The organism is Streptomyces sp. NPDC037271 (genome assembly GCF_055603605.1).
On sequence record NZ_JBVJVN010000006.1, the window covers coordinates 108,594 to 125,527 of the forward strand.

The window sequence follows — 16,934 nt, forward strand, 5'->3', positions numbered from 1 at the left end:
GTCATGCGGCACCCCCTCGGGACGGTCGTTCGATTTCGTTACCGCGCTGTTCGAATGCGGCCCGGTCCTGCTGGGCGAGGCGACGCAGCTTGACCACGTGGCGGGCGGCGACGCCGTGAGCGCGCTGGGCAGGCCGTGCGGCGCGGTCGGTGGCCTGCTGCTCCCGGCGGGCGCGTACGGCGGCGATACGGGCCGCTATCTGCTGCTCGACGTGGCTAGGCATCGGCGGCGCCTCCTTCCTGCTGCTGCTCGGCGGCGAGGGCGAGCAGCAGGCGGCGGATGCCGTCGGGGTTCATCGGGGCGCCGGCGGGGCCGTGCGCGGCCAGGTACGCAACGCCGTAGGCGAGGGTGCCGAGATCCTCGCGGGACAGGTCGGCGAGCAGGGGCTCGACGTCGGCGGTGCGGTGTTCCGCGGCGAGGGCGAGCAACGCCCATGCGCGGGCGGTGAGCGGGGCGGAGCGGGTCACTGGGCCGTACCTCCCTCGCGCTCGTACAGGGCGACGAGGCGGCCCTCGTCGTATGCCTGGCACCACTCGGCGGCGACAGCGCGCATGCTGCGGCCGATCATCGACGTGTCGGCGTCCGGCGCGAGTAGGGCCATGTCACGGGCCGCGGGCGGCGGTTCGGGCGGTTCCTTGCCGTTCAGGGCGAGGCCGGCCGTGAACGTGCGCAGCATGGCGAGCGTGGACAGGCGGACGGTGCGGCCGTCGGTGAGGCGGTAGGTGTGGGCGAGGCGGCGCCGGTCGCGCTGCTGCTCGACGGTGGTCAGGCGGCGGGCCAGGTTGGCGGCGCGGTTCATCGGCGCTGTCCTTCCTCGTCGGCCTCGATGGCGGCGAGGCGCTGCTCGATGTCGACGTGCTCGCGGACGGGGAGCAGGGCACGCAGCAGGACGTCACCGGCTTTGACGCGGACGTGGCCGGGCTGCTCGTGGTCGGCGACGAGAGTTGCGAGGGTGGTGACCGCGTCGGACGCGGCGGCGGCGAGGCGTCCGGCGGTGTCGTCGAGGATGCGGGCGCGGACGTCGCGGACCTCGGCGGCGAACGCGGGGTCGGTCTGCCAACGCTGAATGGTGCGGCGGGAGACGCCGGCGCGCTGGGCGACGACGGCGAGCGGTTCACCGGCGGCCAGGGCGGCTACGGCGGCGGTGCGGCCTTTCACGGTGTGGTTCTCCTTCTCACGTGCGCGCGCGAGACACGGCGTGCCGCGCGGCGACAGGGGTTGTGGGTGGGCCTGGTTGCTGCTGTGTGGTTCTGGCCCGGGGCGGATCAGTCGGTGCGGGGCTGTCCGCTGTCCGCTCCCCTAAGGAGGGGGAGCGGACGGACAGGTCGGGGACTCGCCCTGTCCGTACCTGTCTGGGAACTGTCCGGGACAGGTTTGACCTGGGCTTTTCTCTGTATCTGTCCGGGAGGCGCGGACAGATGGTTAGTCCGTTTCCTCCTGTCCTGTGTCGTGAGGGCCTGCGGACAGGTCTGCGGACAGGTGGTTTGTCTGGTTCTTCCTGTGCCGGGCTACGTCGGCGAGGACCTTGTTTTCGGCCCTGATTCCGAGGCGGCTGCACTCGTTGCGAAGGCGGTCGCGGCCGGCCGCTGTAGGCACTCCGGCGGCGTCGAGGGCGGCGGCGATCTCCTGCACGCGTCCCTGGTAGCCGGTGCGGGCCTGCGCCTGCCCGACGGGGTCAAGGCGAACAAGGACGATGGACGTGGCGGGACTGCCGTCCTCGGTGGCCTCTCCATCGAGGGCCACCGTGTGAATGCCGAACTCCATGTCGTCGAGTTCGGCGTCGTCCTTCTGCTTGCCGGTCTTCAGCGTGATCACGGGGCCGGTGCCGGGCGCGTCCTTGCGGGTGACGCCCAACTCGGTTTGCAGGGCGCCTTTGACGGCCGTGGCGCCGCGGCTGCGGCCCTCGTCGTGGCCGGTGTGGTGAACGAGCAGCAGGCAGGCCCCGGATGCCGCGCGGAGCTGCTCCATGTGGTGCACAACCCGGCCCATCTCGGTATTGCTGTTCTCTTCGACGCCGACCGTGACGCGGGCCTGCGTGTCGACGACGACCAGGGCGGGAGCGAGGCGCCGGCACACCTCGACGAGGACGGCCCATTCGGCGTCCATCGCTTGTACGGGGCGGGGAAGGAACTTGACGCCGGTCATTTTCCGGCCGTGGTGCTGCTCCCACGCCCGGACGCGCTTGCGGATGCCGCGCAGACCCTCGGCGACGAGGTACACGACGGGGCCGGGGTGGGTGGTCTGGCCGTGCCAGGGGGCGCCCGTGGCGACGCACGCGGCGATGTCGAGCGTCATGAACGACTTGAAGGTGCCGGACGGGCCATAGATGCGGGCGAGGGTGTCGCGAAAGAGCATGTCGGCGACGACGGGTTCGAGGGGCGGGATGCTGTCGAGGTCGCCCGTGTCGAGCATCTCGGCGAGCATGCCGTTGACGCGTTCCTCGAAGTGCTCGGCGGCGGCCTCTTCGGACGACTGCCGCTGCTCGCCCTGGTCCTCGTCCTCGGCCGCGGCGAGCTGCTGGCGGATCCGTTCGGTGATGTCGGCGACGTTGGGGGTACTCACGCGCTGCTCCGAGGGTGCTTGGCGCCGGCGGTCATGCCACGCGTGACGGTGGCTTCCACCTCGGGGAGGGGAAGGCCGGTGGAATGTCCGGCGGTGAGGAGCGCTTCGATAGCCAGGGCGACGGGCAGGGATCCGCCTGCGGCCAGTTGCCCGAGGCTGAATGCCGCGCTCACCAACTCGTTGTTGCGGGTGCCAGGGCGCGAGTCGAGGACGCGTTGAACCTCGGCACGCAGGGCCGCGGCGGCGTAGCCGGTTGCGTCGCGAACGGTGACCGGCTTCATGGGGCGCGTGGTGACCGGTTTCGGTCCGGCGAGGGTGGCCAGCCATCCGGGGAGCGGTGCCGGTTCGGTGGTCCACGGCGCGGTGACCCACGTGTACGGCCTGCCCGCGGCGGTGCTGGGCGGGGCGACGACGTATCCGCCGGCCGCGCGCACGTCGATGCGCCACCCGACCCTGCCCGCACTGTTGCGGACGTTCCGCCCCTGAGGGGCGCGGTAGTACAGGTGGGTGCCGCCGGAACCGGTTCGGGCTTCGGGGGTGGTGCTGATCGGGTACCGGTCGCCGTGCGCCTCGTACAGGACGGCGAGCATGTCGGCCCCGTCGTGGACGCCGGGGGCGGGCGGGGCCTCACCCTTGGCGGTGTCGAGGTCGACGACGACGAGGCCGGACGGCCCGCACGCGATACCGACGCCGTACGAAGCGTGTGACCAACAGCGCCGGATGCGGCCGGGGTCGGTAGTGGCGCGCTGCTCCCAGTCGGAAACGGCCGGCCGCTTGTCGTTGGGACGGAGAGGGAAGACGGACAGCCCGAGGGCCGCCAGGTCGAGAACATGCTCGACGAGGCGGCCGACGGGTACGGTGCGGGCGCTCACGCTGCGCGGGCCTCCCGCACGTTCAGGCGGGCGTCGACCTCGCCGGGGCTCCATCCAGCGGTGAGCAGGCGGGACCGCTCGGCGAGCAGTTCCCGCGCGGTCAAGCCGTACGAGGAACGGCCGTGCGGGGCGACGGCACACCGGATGGGGTCGTGGTGCCCGCAATCCAGCGGTGGCGTGCGGAGGGCGGCGAGGTGGCGGTGGCGCAGTTCGCGCGGGGTGCTGGTCACTGGCCGGCCTCCATCGCGCGGACGAGGGCGCGCATGGTGGCGAGGGCGAAGCGGTCGGCCTGGTCCTCGTCGCCACCGGCCGCGAGGGCCTCGGCGCGGCCGTGCTGGCGCCACTGCTCGGCGGCGTGCTGGAACTGGTGCAGGTAGGCATCCGACAGAGGCAGGCCGGTGTACGCGGCGCGGGCGCGAGCGGCGGCGTCCTGCACGGAGTCGGCGGCGCGTCCGAGGCGGACACCGGGCGCGGGGTTGCGGTCGGGACCGGAGTGGGCGGCGTAGAGGGCAGCGCCGATGGCGACCCCGGCGGTGGCGAGTGCGTTCGCCTCGGGCGAGCCCACGAGGATACGGGCGCGCTGTTCGGCGACCGCCGGATCGGCGGCGGCGCGGTCCGCATCGAGCAGGGGCGACGGGATGGCAGAGGCAAGTTCGGTAACCTGCATGGTAGGCGTTCTCCAATCGATTGGAGGCAGGGCCCCGGATCGCTGGCGAGCGAATGAGCCGGGGTTCTGCTGTTTCTGGGGTTCGTCGAGGGCTCTCACCGGGGCGGCAACCCTGGTGAGGGCCCGTTTTCATGCGGCGGCGTGTTCGGTTGGCGCGGTAGCGCGGTCCGGAATGCCGAGCAGGTCGAGTAGGTCGGTGCGGCGGGCGCGGTATTGAGCGCCGAGGCGCAGCAGCGGTACGGGGAACTCGCCGCGCTTGGCGAGGTCGTAGGACCGGGTGCGGCCGATGTTGAGGGCGCGGCCGGCGGTGAGCACGTCGACGGCGGCCGGCAGGTCGAGGATTTCGGCGGTGGACATTCCGCGGGCGCGGTGTGCGCTCATGTCACAACTCCCTAGGGGATCAGTGCTTTAGCCGCACACTAGAGTGGCGTGCTGGACAGTGTCAATCAGCACCCGGTACTGTGCTCACATGACACAACCCCAGTGGCCGAGCCGCATCGGTACGGCGGTCGCGGCCGAGGTACGCCGGCACCGGCACGCGCAGGGAATGAGCGCTCAGCAGCTCGCCGACCGATGCGCCGCCCTCGGCCTCCCGCTCGGCCGCTCCGTCATCGCCAACTTTGAAAGCGGCCGGCGCCCCACCGTTTCCGTGCCCGAACTGCTCGTACTCGCCTACGCCCTCGGCGTACCGCCGCTCGCCCTGCTGTTCCCGGCGGGCCGCGAGGCTACCGTCGAGCCCCTGCCCGACCGCACCGCGCCAACGTGGGACGCCCTGCGCTGGTTCACCGGCGAGGGGCCGCTACCGACCAAGCAGCCCGACGGCGCCCCCCGCCCCTGGGCAGTCGACCGCGCCGACGCCGAGGCATGGCAGGCCGACCATGCCGGCCTCACCGACTACCGATGGCACGAGAGGTACCTCGAGGAGTGGCGCGAAGACCGTGCCGCCGCCGCACGCGCCACCAACGATGCAACCCGCGCCGCCCTGCTACAGCAGGCGGCCGGCCGCGAGGCGCCCCTGTGGGACGCCCGCCGCCGCCTGCGCACCCTCGGCCTACAGCTACCCGAGCTGCCCGCCGAACTGCTCCACATCGACGACGACACGTACACGCCCGATTGGGGGAGCCTGCGATGAAAGGCAGCGTCTACAAGCGGTGCAAGTGCCCCGCGCAGTACAACGCCAAGGGCGACCGCATTAACTGCCGCAAGGATCATGGCGCCTGGTACTACGTAGCCGACGTAGGCATCGGCGAGGACGGTAAGCGCAAGCAGGTACGCAAGGGTGGTTTCCGCACCTCGACCGACGCCGAGGCGGCGCTCGCCAAGCTGACCACCCGTGTCAACGAGGGCACCTACACCCACGACCAAGGCATGACCGTGGCCACGTGGCTTGAGCAATGGCTAGAGCTCAAGCAGCGTTCGGACGTGCGGCCCTCGACACTCCGCTCGTACCGCTCGCACGTCGACCAGTACCTCACGCCGCAGCTCGGGCGCCTACGCCTGCGCGACCTGCGCCCCGGGCACGTCGACCAACTGCTCGCCAACCTCGACAACGGCAAGCGCAAGGGCGCCACCATCCGCCGCATTCACGCGACGCTGTCGAGCGCACTCACGACCGCGACGAAGAAGCACCTGATCACGTACAACCCGGCCGAAGCGAAGAAGGTCGAGCTGCCCAAGAAGGGCCGCCCGCAGGTGAAGCCGTGGGAGCCCGCCGAGCTCGGCGAGTTCCTCGACAGCATCGGCACGCACCGCCTCGGCGCCTTGTTCGAGGTCATCGCCGGCACCGGCCTGCGCCGCGGCGAGGCCGTGGGCCTGCGCTGGGCCGACGTCAACGCCGAGGCGCGCACCATTACCGTGCGGCAACAGGTCGTACAGGAGATCGGTCGGAAGAAGCACAAGCAGCCGCCGGCGCAGTGCCCGTACTGCGATGCCGGGCACATGGGCATGTCGTTCGGCAAGCCGAAGACCGAGGCGGGCGAGGGTCGCGTCGTCGACCTCGACGAGGGCACCATGGGCGCCCTGCTCGCCCACCGCATGCGCCAGGACGCCGAGCGGGCCACGTGGGGCGACGCATACGCAGACCATGACCTCGTGTTCGCACGCGAGGACGGCAACCCACTGCGCCCCGACGACGTAACCAAGCTGTTCGCGACCCTGGTCGACGCGGCTGGCCTGCGCCGCGTGCGACTGCACGACCTGCGACACGGTCAGGCGTCGCTCATGATGGCCGCGGGCGTCGAAATCTCCGTCGTGTCCAAGCGCCTCGGTCACTCGTCCATCAGCATCACGAACGACACCTACTCGCACCTGCTCGGCGGAGTCGGCCGTGACGCCGCCGACCGCGCCTCGGCCCTCGTACCGCGCGCCCGCCGCAGTACCCCCGTTGCGCCTACCGAAGGCGACCGTGACCACTCGGTGACCACCCCGGCTACGGATTCACCCACCGAGCAGGACCCGGGAACGACGAAACCCCCGTTGACCAGTGCCAACGAGGGTTCCAACCTGAGCCGCCTTCGGGATTCGAACCCGAGACCTACGCATTACGAGTGCGTTGCTCTGGCCATCTGAGCTAAGGCGGCGCGCTGCGCACCTATGGTGCGATCAGCAACGTCGGTAAGTCTACACAGTTTCCCGGGGTGCTTCGCACCCGCCCCGGAGGGGTGGATTCCGGGGCGGGTGCGGGGCGGGTGCGGGGCGGGTGCGGGGTGGGTGCAGAGCAGGTGGAGGGCTGCTACGAGCAGCGTTTGCCGTCCCTCGGCGCGGTGCCACGCAGGAGGTACGTGTTGATCGCGGAGTCGATGCAGGTGCTGCCGCGGCCGTAGGCGGTGTGGCCGTCGCCCTCGTAGGTGAGGAGGCGGCCGGAGGAGAGCTGGCCGGCCAGCGCCTCGGCCCAGCGGTACGGGGTGGCCGGGTCGCGGGTGGTGCCGACCACCACGATCGGGGCGGCGCCGGCGGCCTCGATGCGGTGCGGCTCACCCGTGGGCTTCACCGGCCAGTACGCGCAGTTCAAGGAGGACCAGGCGAGGCCCTCGCCGAACACCGGGGACGCCTTCTCGAAGTCGGGGAGGGCGTCGCGCACCTCGTCCGGGGAGGAGAAGGCCGCGGGGAGGTCCAGGCAGTTCACGGCGGCGTTGGCGAACATCAGGTTGCTGTAGCCGCCGTCGGACTCGCGCTCGTAGTAGCTGTCGGACAGGACCAGCAGGCCGGCACCGTCGTTGTCCTTCATCGCCGCGGCCAGCGATTCGCGCAGCCGCGGCCAGGCGCCCTCGTCGTACATCGCGGCGATCACACCGGTGGTGGCCAGGGACTCGGTGAGCTTGCGGCCGTCGGCGTCACCGGTGGGGATCGGCCTGGCGTCCAGGTCTTCGAAGAAGGCCTTCAGGTTCTTGCCGGCCCGGCCGGGGGTGGTCCCCTTTCCGCCGAGGGGGCAGTCGGGCTGCCGTACGCAGTCCTTCGCGAAGGACTGGAACGCCGTTTCGAAGCCGGCCGTCTGCTCCAGGTTCAGCCGGCGTGCGGGCAGCGACGGGTCCATCGCACCGTCCAGGACGAGCCGGCCCACCCGGTCCGGGAACAGGCCGGCGTACGTCGCGCCGAGGAACGTGCCGTACGACGCGCCCACGTAGGTCAGCTTCTTGTCACCCAGCGCCGCCCGCAGGACGTCCATGTCCCGGGCGGCCTCGACGGTCGACACGTGCCTCAGCAGCTTCGGCGCGTCCGCTCCGCACCCCTCGGCGAACTCCTTGTAGGCGCCGACCAGCTTGTCCGCCTCGCCCTCGTCGTCCGGGGTGACGTCCGTCCGCGTGTACGCGTCCATCTCACGGCCGTCGAGGCACTCGATGGGCTCACTGCGGGCCACGCCCCGGGGATCGACGGCCACCATGTCGTACTGGGCGCGGACCGCCTTCGGGTAGCCGATGCCGGCGTACTGCTGGAGGTAGCCGATCGCCGAACCGCCCGGACCGCCCGGGTTCACCAGCAGCGAGCCGAGCCGCTCGCCCGGGCCGGTGGCCTTCTTGCGGGCCACGGCGAGCCGGACGTCCCCCCGGGCCGGTTTCGCGTAGTCGAGCGGGGCCTTCATGGTGGCGCACTGGAAGCCGGGGACGCCGCAGTCGCGCCAGCTCAGCCTCTGCTCGTAGTACGGCCTCAGCGCGGCGGGCGTGGCCTGCGGCAGCGCGGCCAGGGCCGCCTTCGCCGCCTCCGTCGCTCCGGCCGCCTCCGCCGCCGCACCGGCGGACGTCGACGCGCCCCCGGCCGAGCAGGCGGTGGCGAGCAGCGCGGCGGCCAGCAGCGTGGTTCCGGTACGGGTCCTGCGATGAGTGCGCCTTGTGTGCATTGAGCGAGGGTAACTCTCCGCGACCGCATCGACGCCGTGCGTACTCGCCGTGCCTCGTACGAGTTACGTCGTCAACCGCGGACGCGGCCTCCGGCCCTCCCGGAGTGTCAGCCCTCTCTCAGCGCCATCGCCATCGCCTCCACCGCGAGCAGCGGCGGCACATTGCGGTCGAGGGCCTCCCCGCAGGCGGCGATCGCCTCGATGCGGCGCAGGGTCGACTCCGGTGTGCCCGCGCGGGCAAGGCGCTCCAGGGTGTCCTCGGCGTCGGCGTTGGCGATGGCCACGCGGGAGCCGAGCTGGAGGGCCAGGACGTCTCGGTAGAAGGCGGTGAGGTCGGTCAGGGCGAGGTTGAGGCTGTTGCGCTGGGTGCGCGTTCTGCGGCGCTTCTGGTTGTCCTCCAGGTCCTTGATCACGCCTGCCGTGCCGCGCGGCAGCCGACCGCCCTGGGCCGCGCCCAGGGCCGCCTTCAGTTCCTCGGTCTCCTTGGTGTCCGTCTCCTCGGCGAGCTGCTTGGCGTCCTCCGCGGCGGCGTCGACCAGTTCCTGGGCGGCCTTGAGGGCGCTGCCGACGTCCTGGACCCGCAGCGGCAGTTTCAGCACGGCGGCCCGTCGCTCGCGGGCGGCCGGGTCGGTGGCCAGGCGGCGGGCACGGTCGACGTGGCCCTGGGTGGCCCGGGCCACTCCGGCGGCGACGTCCGGCTCGATGCCCTCGCGCCGTACGAGCATATCGGCGACGGCACCGACCGACGGCGTACGCAGGTTCAGGTGGCGGCAGCGGGAGCGGATCGTGGGCAGGACGTCCTCGACGGACGGGGCGCACAGCAGCCAGACCGTACGCGGGGCGGGCTCCTCGACGGCCTTGAGGACGGCGTTGGCGGACTTCTCGTTCAGCCGCTCTGCGTCCTCGACGAGGATGATCTGCCAGCGGCCGTTCGCGGGTGAGGTGAACGACTTGCGGACCGTGTCGCGCATGGCTTCCACGAGGATCTGCGCGCCCACCGCGACCACCGTGCTGACGTCCGCGTGGGTGCCGACGAGCGCCGTGTGGCATCCGTCGCAGAAGCCGCAGCCGGGGACGCCGCCGAGGGCGCGGTCGGGGCTCACGCACTGCAGCGCGGCGGCGAAGGCCCGCGCCGTCTGTGTCACTCCCGAGCCGGGCGGGCCGGTGAACAGCCAGGCGTGGGTCATGCTCGACGTCTCGGGGAGCGGGCCGTCGGCCGCGGCGGCGGTGACGAAGGCGTCGGCGTCCCGGGCAGCGGCGGCGAGCTGCTCGCTCACCCTCTCCTGCCCGACGAGGTCGTCCCACACGGTCATGGGTCACGCCGTCCTTCCGTTGCTCTCCGCCGGCACACCGCGCCGCGCCGGTCCACTTTGCGCCCGTCCGCGTCGCGCTTTCCATTGTGCGGGGCGGCACTGACAACGAGGCGGGACGCCTCGGTCAAACCAGCCGGAACGCCTGGGGCAGGGGCCCCGCTCAGCGCCTGCCCCAGCCCGTGCCCCGGCCCCGGCCCCGGCGGCCACCGTCGCCGCCGTCGTCATCGCGGCCTTCACTCCGGCTGTCGCCCCGGCCGTCTCCTCCGCCGTCGTGCGGGCCGAGCAGTTCGTCCGCCAGTGTCGGCAGGTCGTCCAACGGTGTCTCCTCGGCCCAGTCCGAGCGTCGCCTGCGGGGCGGCTCCTGGTTCGGGTCGATCTGGGGAAGCTCCCGCGTGCGGTCCTCCTGGGCTTGTCCGGACCGGTCGGAGCGACCGGCCGGGCCGTCCTCGCGGAAATAGCCCGGCGGCACCCGGTCGGCGGGGTCTTCCTCGCGTACGGCGGGCAGCACCGCCGTCTCGTCGACGGACCTCGGCTCCACCGCCGGCAGCACCGCCGTCTCGTCCGCCGCACCGGGCGGCACCGGCGGCATGGGCAGCTCGGCCGTCACTTCGGACTCGGGCACCTCGGACTCGGACTCGGGATCAGGCTCGGAGCCACCCGACGCCCCGGGCGCCCGGCCGTCGTCGCCGCGCCCGCCCCAGGCGTCGTCCTCGGCGCCGCCCCGGTCGTCCCGGGAGCCGCCCGGCTCCCGCACCGGCCGCAGTACCGCCGTGTCCTCCACCGGCCCGCCGGACGCATCCGTCGGGGTCACGACCGGGGTCGGCACGGTCATCGCGTCCGAGGGGTCCGAGACGGCCGGAGCAGCCGGCGCCGGGCGGGGCGCGCCCGCCGCGGGAGGTGCCGTCGGCTTCGGACCCGCCGCGGCCGCTGCCGCCGCCTGCTCCGCCGCCCGGCGTGCCTCCTCGGCCCGCATCAGGGCCTCCTCGGCCTTGCGCTGCTTCTCCAGGCGCCGGGCCTCGGCCTCGGCCCTCAGCCGCGCCTCCTCCTCGGCCTGCTTGCGGCGCCGCTCCTCCTCGACCCGCAGCCGCGCCTCCTCCTCGGCCCGTGCCTTCTCCTCGGCCAGGAGCCGCGCCCGCTCCTCCTCGGCCTTCCGGCGCGCTTCCTCGGCCCGCTGCCGGGCCTCCTCCGCCTGCCGTTCGGCCTCGCGCCGCTGCGCCTCCTCAAGCTCGCGCCGCTTGCGCTCCTCCTCCTCGGCGCGCAGCCGCTCCAGCTGTTCGAGGCGCTCGCGCTCCAGGCGCTCCTCCTCGGCCTTGCGCGCGGCCTCTTCCTCGGCCTTGCGGCGCGCTTCCTCCTCGGCCTTGCGGCGGGCCTCCTCCTGGGCCTTGATCTCGGCCTCGGACAGCGGCAGCACCTGGTCGAGCCGGTGGCGTACGACGGTGGTGACGGCCTCGGGCTCCTGGCCCGCGTCGACGACGAGGTAGCGCCCGGGGTCGGCGGCGGCGAGGGTCAGGAAACCGGAGCGCACGCGCGCGTGGAACTCGGCGGGCTCCGACTCGAGCCGGTCGGGTGCCTCGGTGAACCGCTCGCGCGCGGTCTCCGGCGGGACGTCCAGCAGGACCGTCAGGTGCGGTACGAGCCCGTGGGTCGCCCAGCGGTTGATGCGGGCGATCTCGGTCGGCGACAGATCGCGGCCGGCGCCCTGGTAGGCCACCGAGGAGTCGATGTACCGGTCGGAGATGACCACGGCGCCGCGCTCCAGCGCGGGCCGGACGACGGTGTCGACGTGCTCCGCGCGGTCGGCGGCGTACAGCAGCGCCTCCGCGCGGTGCGACAGACCGGCGCTCGACACGTCCAGCAGGATGGACCGCAGGCGCTTGCCCACCGGCGTCGCCCCCGGCTCGCGCGTCAGCACGACCTCGTGCCCCTTGCCCCGGATCCACTCGGCGAGGGCCTCGGCCTGGGTGGACTTCCCGGCGCCGTCGCCGCCCTCCAGGGCGATGAAGAAACCGTTCGCCACGGGCGTCGCCGCCGGGTCGTCGCCGCCGAGCAGCGCGTCCCGCAGGTCGTGCCGCAGGGGCACACCGGAGCGGTCGTCGACCTTGGCCAGCACCAGCGCGGCCACCGGCAGCAGCAGCGCGCCGAGCAGCATGAGGACGAACGCGGCGCCGCCGTGCGCGAAGACGAACCTGCCGTTCTCCAGCCGGTGCGGTCCGATCGACGCCGCCATCACGGGCGCGACGACCGCGCCGAGTGCCACGTACACGCGGACGACGGCGTGCAGGTGCTCGGTCGTCCGCGTCCGGCGGGCGTCCTCGGTCTCCTGGTCGAGCAGCGCGTGCCCGGTGTTGGCGGTCACGCCCGCGCCGACGCCGGCCAGTACGAGGAGCAGCAGCACGGTGGTGTCGTCGGGGACGAGCCCGGCGGCCAGCAGGGTGACGCCGGCGAAGGCGATCGCCAGGGCCAGCAGCCGCCGGCGCGACAGGGACGGCAGCAGGGCGGGGGCCGTGCGGATGCCGACGACGACTCCGCCGGTCAGCGCGCCCACCATCAGCCCGTACAGCACGGGGCCGCCGCCCAGGTCCTTGGCGTGCAGCACCGCCACGGCGACCGCGGCGGACACCACGGCGGCGACCGCCGCGCAGGCGAGTACCAGCAGGGGGAGGACGCCGGTGCGGCCCTTGTCGACGCCGGTGCCGGTCTTGGGGCGGCGCATGCCCTCCAGCGGTGACCGCGCGCGGGGGGTGCGGACGCCGGGCAGTTCCAGGAAGGTCACCAGGGACAGGGACGCGGCGAACAGCCCGGCCGCGACGTACGAGCCGAGCGCCGCCTGGTGCTCGGCGAACCAGTCGATGCCGGCGCCCAGCAGGTTGTTCAGCAGCCCCGCGACGACCAGCACGGCGCCGGCGAGGGGGATCGCCACGAAGCCCGTACGCAGCGACAGGCGGCGCAGCGCGTCCATGTGGTCCGGCAGCGGTCGTACCGTCGCGCCCTCCGGCGGCGGCGCGGGCAGCAGCGCGGGGGCCGCGCTCTCCCGGCACACCGTCCAGAAGCGCTCGGCGACGCCGGTGACGAAGGCGGTCACCAGGAGGACGGCGAGCGCGTCGTCCGGCGTCCAGTCGATCCACAGCGGAGCGACGATCAGCAGCGCGGCCCGCAGCCCGTCGGCGCCGACCATGGTCCAGCGGCGGTCGAGCGGGCCGTCCTGCGAGGTGAGTGAGGTGAGGGGCCCGAGCAGGACGGCACCGAAGAGCAGCGTCGCCAGGATGCGTACGCCGAAAACGGTCGCCACTGCGAACGCCACGCCCCGGTAGCCCCCGCCGAACGAGCCCGCGCCGATCGCGGCCTGGACGGCGAGGAGGACCAGCACCAGGAGGGCGAGGATGTCGCCGACACCCCCCACGAGCTGTGCGCTCCACAACCGCCTCAACTGCGGGCGGCGCAGCAGGGCGCGGACGGCGCGCTCGCGGGAGTCCGCGACCAGGGCGTCGTCCGGGGCGGGGTGAGTGGCCGTTGGCTGCTCGGCTCGCGTCATGCGTTCAGCCTATCTGCCGTCGCCGACAGTCCGGTGTGCCCGGCCGAACGTACGCGCGCCCCGGCACCGAAATGATGCCGGGGCGTTCGTTTCGCGAAGAAGCGCGGGAAGGAAGAAGCGCGGGAAGAGCGCCCGGAGCGCCGAGCGGTCCCTGGAGCGGGCTCAGTCCTCCGACACCTTGGAGGCGGTCGCCTTCTTGGTGGCCGTCTTCTTCACCGCGGTCTTGGCCGTCGTCTTGGTCGCGGTCTTCTTCGCGGCCGTCGTCTTGGCGGCCGTCGTCTTGGCGGCCGTGGTCTTCTTGGCCGCGGTCTTCTTCGCCGTCGCCTTCTTGGCCGGGGCCTTCTTCGCGGCGGCCTTCTTCGCCGTCTTCTTGGCGGGCCCCTTGGCGCGCTTCTCCGCGAGGAGCTCGTAGCCGCGCTCCGGCGTGATCTCCTCGACGCTGTCGCCGGAGCGCAGGGTCGCGTTGGTCTCGCCGTCGGTGACGTACGGGCCGAAGCGGCCGTCCTTGACCACGACCGGCTTCTCGCTGACCGGGTCGGTGCCCAGCTCCTTCAGCGGCGGCTTGGCCGCGGCCCGGCCACGCTGCTTGGGCTGGGCGTAGATCGCCAGCGCCTCCTCCAGCGTGATCGTGAAGAGCTGCTCCTCGGAGGTGAGGGACCGCGAGTCCGTGCCCTTCTTCAGGTACGGGCCGTAGCGGCCGTTCTGCGCGGTGATCTCGACGCCCTCCGCGTCGGCGCCGACGACGCGGGGCAGCGACATGAGCTTCAGGGCGTCGTCGAGGGTGACGGTGTCCAGCGACATCGTCTTGAACAGTGAGGCCGTACGGGGCTTCACGGCGTTCTTGCCGGTCTTCGGCGTGCCCTCGGGCAGCACCTCGGTGACGTACGGGCCGTAGCGGCCGTCCTTGGCGACGATGGCGTGGCCGGTGGCCGGGTCGGTGCCCAGCTCGAAGTCGCCGCTCGGCTTGGCGAGCAGTTCCTCCGCCAGTTCGACGGACAGCTCGTCCGGTGCCAGGTCCTCGGGGACGTCGGCGCGCTGGTGGTTCTCGGCGTCCTTCTCGCCACGCTCGACGTACGGGCCGTAGCGTCCGACGCGCAGCACGATGTCGTTGCCGACGGGGAAGGACGACACCTCGCGCGCGTCGATCGCGCCGAGGTCGGTCACCAGCTCCTTGAGGCCGCCGAGGTGGTCCCCGTCGCCGTTGCCGGCGTCGGCGGCGCCGCCGTTGCCGGCACCGTCGCCCTCGCCGAAGTAGAAGCGCCGCAGCCACGGCACCGCCTGGGCCTCGCCGCGGGCGATGGCGTCGAGGTCGTCCTCCATCTTCGCGGTGAAGTCGTAGTCGACGAGCCGCCCGAAGTGCTTCTCCAGGAGGTTGACCACGGCGAAGGACAGGAAGGACGGGACGAGCGCCGTGCCCTTCTTGAAGACGTAGCCGCGGTCCAGGATCGTGCCGATGATCGACGCGTACGTCGACGGGCGGCCGATCTCGCGCTCTTCCAGCTCCTTGACCAGCGACGCCTCGGTGTAGCGGGCCGGAGGCTTGGTGGCGTGGCCGTCGACCGTGATCTGCTCGGCCGTCAGCGCGTCGCCCTGGGCGACCTGCGGCAGCCGGCGCTCGCGGTCGTCCAGCTCGGCGTTCGGGTCGTCGGCGCCCTCGACGTAGGCCTTGAGGAAGCCGTGGAAGGTGATCGTCTTGCCGGAGGCGCTGAACTCGACGTCCCGGCCGTCGGAGGCGGCGCCGCCGATCTTCACGGTGACGCTGTTGCCGGTCGCGTCCTTCATCTGGGAGGCGACGGTCCGCTTCCAGATGAGCTCGTAGAGCCGGAACTGGTCGCCGGTCAGCCCGGTCTCGGCGGGCGTGCGGAAGCGGTCGCCCGAGGGACGGATCGCCTCGTGCGCCTCCTGCGCGTTCTTGACCTTGCCGGCGTACGTCCGCGGCTGGGCGGGGAGGTAGTCGGCGCCGTACAGCTGCGTGACCTGGGCGCGGGCGGCGGTGACCGCCGTGTCGCTCAGGGTCGTCGAGTCCGTACGCATGTAGGTGATGTAGCCGTTCTCGTACAGCTTCTGGGCGATCTGCATGGTCGCCTTGGCGCCGAAGCCGAGCTTGCGGCTCGCCTCCTGCTGGAGCGTCGTCGTACGGAACGGGGCGTACGGCGAGCGGCGGTACGGCTTGGACTCGACGGAGCGGACCGCGAAGCGGGTGTCCTCCAGGGCGGCGGCGAGCGCGCGGGCGTTCGCCTCGTCGAGGTGGAGGGTGTTCGCGCTCTTGATCTGGCCCAGCGAGTCGAAGTCGCGGCCCTGGGCGATCCGCCGGCCATCGACGGTCTGCAGGCGGGCGACCAGCGACGACGGGTCCGACGCGTCACCGGCGCGGCCGGTCGCGAAGGTGCCCGTCAGGTCCCAGTACTCGGCGGAACGGAACGCCATGCGCTCGCGTTCCCGCTCGACCACGAGGCGCGTGGCGACGGACTGGACGCGGCCGGCCGACAGCTTCGGCATGACCTTCTTCCAGAGGACCGGCGAGACCTCGTAGCCGTAGAGGCGGTCGAGGATGCGGCGGGTCTCCTGGGCGTCGACGAGCTTCTGGTTGAGCTCGCGCGGGTTGGCGACGGCGGCCCGGATCGCGTCCTTGGTGATCTCGTGGAACACCATGCGCTTGACGGGGATCTTCGGCTTGAGGACTTCCTGCAGGTGCCAGGCGATGGCCTCGCCCTCGCGGTCCTCATCGGTGGCGAGGAAGAGTTCGTCGGAGTCCTTCAGCAGGTCCTTGAGCTTCCTGACCTGCGCCTTCTTGTCAGCGTTGACCACATAGATCGGCTGGAAGTCGTGTTCGACGTCCACACCGAGGCGGCGGACCTCACCGGTGTACTTCTCGGGCACCTCCGCGGCGCCGCTGGGAAGGTCGCGAATGTGCCCGACGCTCGCCTCGACGACGTAGCCAGGGCCGAGATAGCCCTTGATCGTCTTCGCCTTGGCAGGCGACTCGACGATGACGAGTCGGCGGCCGCCCTTCGCGGTCTCGCTGGTCGGGGACAACTTCGCTCTTCTCTCCGGTCGACGCTGGGCCTCCCCAGGCCGTGGTCCCGGGGTCGGGGTGTGCTGCATTTCGGTCGTGACGCTGCGGAGTGTGACGGTACCTCCCGCCCCCGTGTCAAACGGGAAAAGCCCGCAACGGCCACTCGAACGGTAACCCGACGAACCCTGTTCCTGCCGCCCGGAGTGTTTACCTGCCCTGAAGTGCGCATCCGGAGCGCGATCCCCCGATTACTCGGGCGGGGGTGCGGCCGGGGGCCGGAACCGGCCTCTCACACGTGCGTCAGGCACCATGCCCCGAGAGCGAGGGCGGTCACCCCGGCGACGCTCGCGACGGTCGCCGATGCGACGGGGCTCACACCGTGCGCGACGGGCCGGCCGTGCCGGACCCGCGTCGCGGTCCACACCAGCAGACCGGCCCCGAACAGGGCGAACACCATCCCAGCGAAGATCGCCGGCCCGCTCTCCATGGTCCCCGTGCCCCTTTTCTCCAGCTTGCGTGTGTCCAGCCCCCGGGAGGCTGTCACGCGACGGCGGCGGGCAGGCGAACCCGAGGTGAACGGGGAACCGCCGGCTCGGCGGCCCCCCGCCCGTGGCTCGTTCCCGTACAGGACCTGGCGGC

15 protein-coding genes, 1 tRNA gene and 1 pseudogene are annotated in these 16,934 nt (G+C 72.5%); 2 read left to right on the forward strand and 15 right to left on the reverse strand.

Features of this window, described 5'->3' with window-relative positions; translation table 11 throughout:
- Position 1 precedes the first annotated feature (1 nt).
- From ACZ7G3_RS13965 to ACZ7G3_RS14005, 9 genes are all read right to left on the reverse strand, one after another.
- The gene (locus ACZ7G3_RS13965) at positions 2–223 is read right to left on the reverse strand and encodes a hypothetical protein (RefSeq protein ID WP_470925576.1); all 222 of its coding nucleotides are present in this window, start codon (positions 221–223) and stop codon (positions 2–4) included.
- Positions 216–467: a hypothetical protein gene (locus tag ACZ7G3_RS13970; protein WP_470925578.1), complete on the reverse strand. Its 252-nt coding sequence runs from the start codon at positions 465–467 to the stop codon at positions 216–218. The genes ACZ7G3_RS13965 and ACZ7G3_RS13970 overlap by 8 nt, the downstream gene beginning before the upstream one ends.
- Positions 464–799 carry a hypothetical protein gene (locus tag ACZ7G3_RS13975; protein ID WP_385956005.1) on the reverse strand — a complete coding sequence of 112 codons (336 nt, stop codon included), beginning with the start codon at positions 797–799 and terminating at the stop codon, positions 464–466. Before ACZ7G3_RS13975 ends, ACZ7G3_RS13970 begins: the two co-directional genes overlap by 4 nt.
- On the reverse strand, positions 796–1,158 hold the full coding sequence (locus ACZ7G3_RS13980) for a hypothetical protein (protein WP_470925580.1): 363 nt from the start codon (positions 1,156–1,158) through the stop codon (positions 796–798). Before ACZ7G3_RS13980 ends, ACZ7G3_RS13975 begins: the two co-directional genes overlap by 4 nt.
- A 264-nt stretch (positions 1,159–1,422) precedes the next feature.
- Positions 1,423–2,562, reverse strand: a complete 1,140-nt coding sequence (locus ACZ7G3_RS13985; RefSeq protein ID WP_470925582.1) for an AAA family ATPase — start codon at positions 2,560–2,562, stop codon at positions 1,423–1,425.
- Positions 2,559–3,434 carry a bifunctional DNA primase/polymerase gene (locus ACZ7G3_RS13990; RefSeq protein ID WP_470925584.1) on the reverse strand — a complete coding sequence of 292 codons (876 nt, stop codon included), beginning with the start codon at positions 3,432–3,434 and terminating at the stop codon, positions 2,559–2,561. Before ACZ7G3_RS13990 ends, ACZ7G3_RS13985 begins: the two co-directional genes overlap by 4 nt.
- Complete coding sequence (locus ACZ7G3_RS13995) at positions 3,431–3,664, reverse strand: hypothetical protein (protein WP_219178353.1); 234 nt, start codon at positions 3,662–3,664, stop codon at positions 3,431–3,433. Before ACZ7G3_RS13995 ends, ACZ7G3_RS13990 begins: the two co-directional genes overlap by 4 nt.
- Positions 3,661–4,101, reverse strand: coding sequence for a hypothetical protein (locus tag ACZ7G3_RS14000; RefSeq protein ID WP_219178354.1), 441 nt, complete (start codon positions 4,099–4,101; stop codon positions 3,661–3,663). Before ACZ7G3_RS14000 ends, ACZ7G3_RS13995 begins: the two co-directional genes overlap by 4 nt.
- A 129-nt stretch (positions 4,102–4,230) precedes the next feature.
- On the reverse strand, positions 4,231–4,482 hold the full coding sequence (locus tag ACZ7G3_RS14005; protein WP_470925586.1) for a hypothetical protein: 252 nt from the start codon (positions 4,480–4,482) through the stop codon (positions 4,231–4,233).
- 88 nt (positions 4,483–4,570) lie between these two features.
- Between ACZ7G3_RS14005 and ACZ7G3_RS14010 the strand changes: the two genes are divergently transcribed.
- Positions 4,571–5,233 carry a helix-turn-helix domain-containing protein gene (locus ACZ7G3_RS14010; RefSeq protein WP_470925588.1) on the forward strand — a complete coding sequence of 221 codons (663 nt, stop codon included), beginning with the start codon at positions 4,571–4,573 and terminating at the stop codon, positions 5,231–5,233.
- Positions 5,230–6,351: pseudogene (locus tag ACZ7G3_RS14015) on the forward strand (site-specific integrase); the annotation flags it as partial. The gene ACZ7G3_RS14010 and the pseudogene ACZ7G3_RS14015, both read left to right, overlap by 4 nt.
- A gap of 255 nt (positions 6,352–6,606) precedes the next feature.
- Here the strand turns inward: ACZ7G3_RS14015 and ACZ7G3_RS14020 are convergent.
- The 6 genes from ACZ7G3_RS14020 to ACZ7G3_RS14045 all read right to left on the reverse strand — a co-directional run bounded on the left by ACZ7G3_RS14020 (position 6,607) and on the right by ACZ7G3_RS14045 (position 16,782).
- Positions 6,607–6,680 (reverse strand) — tRNA-Thr (locus tag ACZ7G3_RS14020).
- A 152-nt stretch (positions 6,681–6,832) separates the two neighbouring features.
- Complete coding sequence (locus ACZ7G3_RS14025) at positions 6,833–8,434, reverse strand: alpha/beta hydrolase (RefSeq protein ID WP_470925590.1); 1,602 nt, start codon at positions 8,432–8,434, stop codon at positions 6,833–6,835.
- Positions 8,435–8,541: 107 nt separating this feature from the next.
- A complete protein-coding gene (locus tag ACZ7G3_RS14030) occupies positions 8,542–9,747 on the reverse strand; it encodes a DNA polymerase III subunit delta' (RefSeq protein ID WP_426601285.1) in 1,206 nt (401 codons plus the stop codon).
- Between the two features lie 160 nt (positions 9,748–9,907).
- Positions 9,908–13,279, reverse strand: coding sequence for a dTMP kinase (gene tmk / locus ACZ7G3_RS14035; protein ID WP_470925591.1), 3,372 nt, complete (start codon positions 13,277–13,279; stop codon positions 9,908–9,910).
- A 162-nt stretch (positions 13,280–13,441) separates the two neighbouring features.
- Positions 13,442–16,315 (reverse strand): type I DNA topoisomerase, encoded by a 2,874-nt coding sequence (gene topA / locus ACZ7G3_RS14040; protein ID WP_470925592.1) that lies wholly within the window; start codon positions 16,313–16,315, stop codon positions 13,442–13,444.
- A gap of 269 nt (positions 16,316–16,584) precedes the next feature.
- Positions 16,585–16,782 (reverse strand): hypothetical protein, encoded by a 198-nt coding sequence (locus tag ACZ7G3_RS14045; protein ID WP_426601288.1) that lies wholly within the window; start codon positions 16,780–16,782, stop codon positions 16,585–16,587.
- Positions 16,783–16,934: the final 152 nt, after the last annotated feature.